The 3,486-nt window shown below is 68.5% G+C and carries 3 protein-coding genes and 2 pseudogenes; 4 read left to right on the top strand and 1 reads right to left on the bottom strand.

Annotated elements, in window-relative coordinates:
• Positions 1-266 (top strand): annotated as a pseudogene (locus V7053_RS18355) (DUF6668 family protein); the annotation flags it as partial.
• Between the two features lie 25 nt (positions 267-291).
• On the opposite strand, the gene V7053_RS18350 reads toward V7053_RS18355, so the two are convergent.
• On the bottom strand, positions 292-1,494 hold the full coding sequence (locus V7053_RS18350; RefSeq protein WP_334173696.1) for an IS110 family transposase: 1,203 nt from the start codon (positions 1,492-1,494) through the stop codon (positions 292-294).
• Positions 1,495-1,729: 235 nt separating this feature from the next.
• Here V7053_RS18350 and V7053_RS18345 point away from each other — a divergent pair, with 235 nt between their 5' ends.
• The 3 genes and pseudogenes from V7053_RS18345 to V7053_RS18335 all read left to right on the top strand — a co-directional run.
• On the top strand, positions 1,730-2,035 hold the full coding sequence (locus V7053_RS18345; RefSeq protein WP_334173695.1) for a hypothetical protein: 306 nt from the start codon (positions 1,730-1,732) through the stop codon (positions 2,033-2,035).
• Positions 2,032-2,766, top strand: a complete 735-nt coding sequence (locus V7053_RS18340) for a hypothetical protein (RefSeq protein ID WP_334173694.1) — start codon at positions 2,032-2,034, stop codon at positions 2,764-2,766. Before V7053_RS18345 ends, V7053_RS18340 begins: the two co-directional genes overlap by 4 nt.
• A gap of 1 nt (position 2,767) precedes the next feature.
• Positions 2,768-3,486: pseudogene (locus tag V7053_RS18335) on the top strand (hypothetical protein); the annotation flags it as partial.

The following is a 3,486-nucleotide window of genomic DNA, read 5'->3' as shown; positions in this document are numbered from 1 at the left end:
CCGCCCAGCTCGCCGCCATCGAGTACGGCTCCGGGGCCCTGCCGGGGTCGCTGGCCGGGCTCGTGGTCATGGCCGATGCCCCCGGGCGTCTGCCGAAGGCCCTCACCGACCAGCTCCGGCTCGTCGCCGGTGCCGTGCCCCACCTGTGGCAGATGCCCTGGGTGGAGGGCTGGCGCCTGACCGAGACCCCGGACCCTGCCGCGCTGCCTCCGGCAGCGCGCAGCGTCCTCGACAAGATCCGGCTGCACACCGCCGCCGGCACCTGAGTGAAGGAGAGTCTCAATGAGGTTGTCAAGCCGCTTGGGCGGCCGCGGATGCGCGCTGCTCGAAGGGCCTGCCGTCTCTGAGGAGGGCCCAGATCACGTTGATTCGACGCCGGGCGAGGGCGAGGACGGCTTGTTTGTGGCTCTTCCCCTCGGCGCGTTTCCTCGTGTAGTAGGCCTGCGAGAGCGGGCAGTGGTTGGCGGCTACCTGGGCGGCGAGGTAGCAGGCCCGCAGGAGCCGGCGGTCGTAGCGTTTGGGCCGGTGGCGGTTGCCGCTGGTCCTGCCCGAGTCGCGCGGGACGGGGGCGAGGCCGGCGACCCCGGCGAGCCGGTCTGCACTCTCGTAGCGGGTCAGGGTCCCTCCGGTTGCGGCGATGAACTCCGCGGCCAGCTGCGGTCCGAATCCGGGGACGCTCAGGAGGATCTCGGCGTGCCCGTGCTCGCGAAATCGGGCCTCGATCAGGTCCTCGGTCTCCTCGATCTCGCGGGTGAGGCGGACGATGTCGGCGGCGAGCTTGGCAACGAGCATGGCTCCGGTCTTCTGGCCGGTGATAGTGGCGTGCTGGCGGTTCGCAGCCTCGACCGCGGTCTGGGCGAGTTCGGCCGGGCTGCGGACGCCCTGCTTGCGCAGCCACGCCTCGATTCGGGGTGCTCCGGCGCGGCGGATCCCGTCCGGGGTCTGGTATTTCGTGAGCAGCACGAGGGAGCCCTTGCGTCGGGAGTAGTCGAACGCGGCCTCGAGGGCGGGGAAGTACTGCAGCAGATTGGCCCTGAGCCGGTTGAAGGCGCGGGTCCGGTCGCAGACCAGGTCGGTCCTGTGGGATACGAGCAGGCGGAGCTCCACGGCGATCTCGTCCGCGCCGCGGATGGGCTGGAGGTCGCGGCGCATCCTGGCCTGGTCGGCGATGATCGCGGCGTCCTTGGCATCGCTCTTCCCGTCGCCGCGGTAGGTCCGGGATGCATGGTGGACCGTCCGGCCGGGGATGTAGAGCACCGGCTGGCCGTGGTCGACCAGCAGGCTGATCACCAGTGCGGCCCCGCCTTGGTTCAGGTCGGTGGCCCATACGACTTCCTCGCTCTCGGCGATGCCGAGCACATCCGTGATCAGGGCCAGCAGTTCGGTCTCGTTGTTTGCGACCCGGCGGGAGAGGACGCGTCTTCCGTCCTCGTCGATCGCCACGCAGTGGTGATGGGCCTTACCTGCATCGATCCCTGCCCACAGTCGCGGCACGGGCAACTCCTCGTCTCGTCGGGATGTGGTTCACCCAGCAGACGACCACGCCGTCGTGTCCTTACACAGCGATCGTTCGCACTTCTCAATCAGCGGTCGAGTCATCGCGGGCACCGGGCGGCCAATCTCCTTTAGCCCCAACTACGGCGGACAGAAATGAGCCATACCCGGCGCCCCTGGGTGATGGCGAGCATACAAAGCCCACCAAACACACACGAACAACGTAAGGACAGAAATGCACATCGAAGCGCTCAACCTCGCCGCGGACGTCCTGGCCGCAATCCCCAATCCCTCCCCGGAGGAGCCCCCGGGCGGTGCCGGGTTCCTGAAGATCCTCGGATGGGGTGCCTGGATCGTGTTCGGCCTCGGCGTCCTGGGCATCCTCTTCGCCGCCGGCAAGATGATGATCGACCAGAAGAGCGGGCACGGAGGCGGCCAGCACGCCCAGTCCCTCGGAATGGTCCTGGTCGGCTGCATCGTCGCCTCGGTGGCCTCGGGCATCGTCGGCGGTGTGGTGGCGGCCTCCGGGGGCATGGCATGAGCCAGCCCACCGAAGGCCAGGGGCCCCCTCGGGACCAGAGCCCGTGGACCCGGCCCTGGTTCATCGCCAGCGTCGCCGTCGTCGTGGTGCTCGCCGCCCTGGGTATGGCCTACGTGGCCCTGCCCTCCCCGAGCGCCGGGCAGGCGCCCGCGCCCACTCCGCCGGCGACGGCTACCGCCACTGCGCAGGCCGGACAGAGCGTTTGTGGGCTTCCTGCAGGGGACCAGCGCTACCCGTCCGTGGGCCTGCCCACCAAGTGGGAGCTGCTGGGCCGGGTCGCCGTCCCCACCGATCCCAAGGGCATTGGCCCGGGCAAGGTCGATGGGTCTGTGCGGACCTGCTACCAGCACAGCCCCACTGGCGCCCTCTACGCCGCCGCCAACATCGTCGGCACAGGCCTCCTCCCTGGGGGCCATGCAATCATCCTCAAGGACCTTGCCGTCGAGTCTGCTGCACGAGAGCAGGCTCTTGCCACGCCCTCCCAGAAGGACTCCGCCGATACGTCCCTCAGCCTCCAGATCGGTGGGTTCAAAGTGCTCGCCTACACAGCTGATGCGGCAAGGATCAGCCTCGGCGTGAAGGCTTCACAGAACGGCGGCCCTGTCGGCTATGGCTCGATGACCTTCGGGCTCCGCTGGGCGGACGGCGACTGGAAAGCGGTCCCCGAAGAGACCTCGAATTCGTCCGGCCTCCAGGATCTGAGCGACTTCGTCCCGTGGACAGGGGTCTGAGATGTTCCCGACGCTCGTTCCCGCCAAAGACTGTGGCCTGGATCCCGCCTGCGTGGGCGGCGAGGTGGCCAAGAACGTAGCCGTCGCTGCGGCGACCGGCGGCCTGGACCAGCTCCGGGACTCGGTGCTGGAGGCGTGGGGGAAGTCGATCGCGTGGCTGGGCACCTTCTGGGTGGGCGTGGACACCACGCCCGTGATCACTCCGGGCACCGTCGACCAGCAGTCCGACGTGGTGTGGTGGGCGCAGAACCAGCTGTGGTGGTACACCCTCGTCCTGGTGATCTTCGGCATCCTCGTCGGCTGTGGCCGACTCGTGTGGGAGCAGCGCAAGGAACACCTGACCGGGATCGTGAAGCAGCTGATCACCTTCACGCTGGTGACAGGCTCCGGGGTGGCGGTGCTCCAGTTGCTCATCACCGGCTTCGACGAGATGGCCAAGGCCCTGCTGGCCAATGCCACGAAGGGAACCGGGTTCGCGCAGAACATCGGCGGGATGATCTCCCTGACGGGGGGACTCGGGGTCCTGCTGGCCATCCTCTTCGGGCTGATCGCGATCCTCGTGTCCTTGGTGCAGCTGGTGATGATGGTGTTCCGCTCCGGGATCCTGATCCTGCTGGCCGGGGGCCTGCCCACGGCAGCCGCGTTCACGAACACCGAGACGGGCAAGCAGTGGTTCCAGCGGTTCCTGTCCTGGCTGATCGCCTTCACCCTCTACAAGCC

The sequence above is a fragment of the Sinomonas sp. genome, assembly GCF_036848755.1.
Classification (GTDB): domain Bacteria; phylum Actinomycetota; class Actinomycetes; order Actinomycetales; family Micrococcaceae; genus Sinomonas.
The sequence above is the reverse complement of the archived record's forward strand: the minus strand, read 5'-3'. Positions and strand labels throughout refer to the sequence as shown.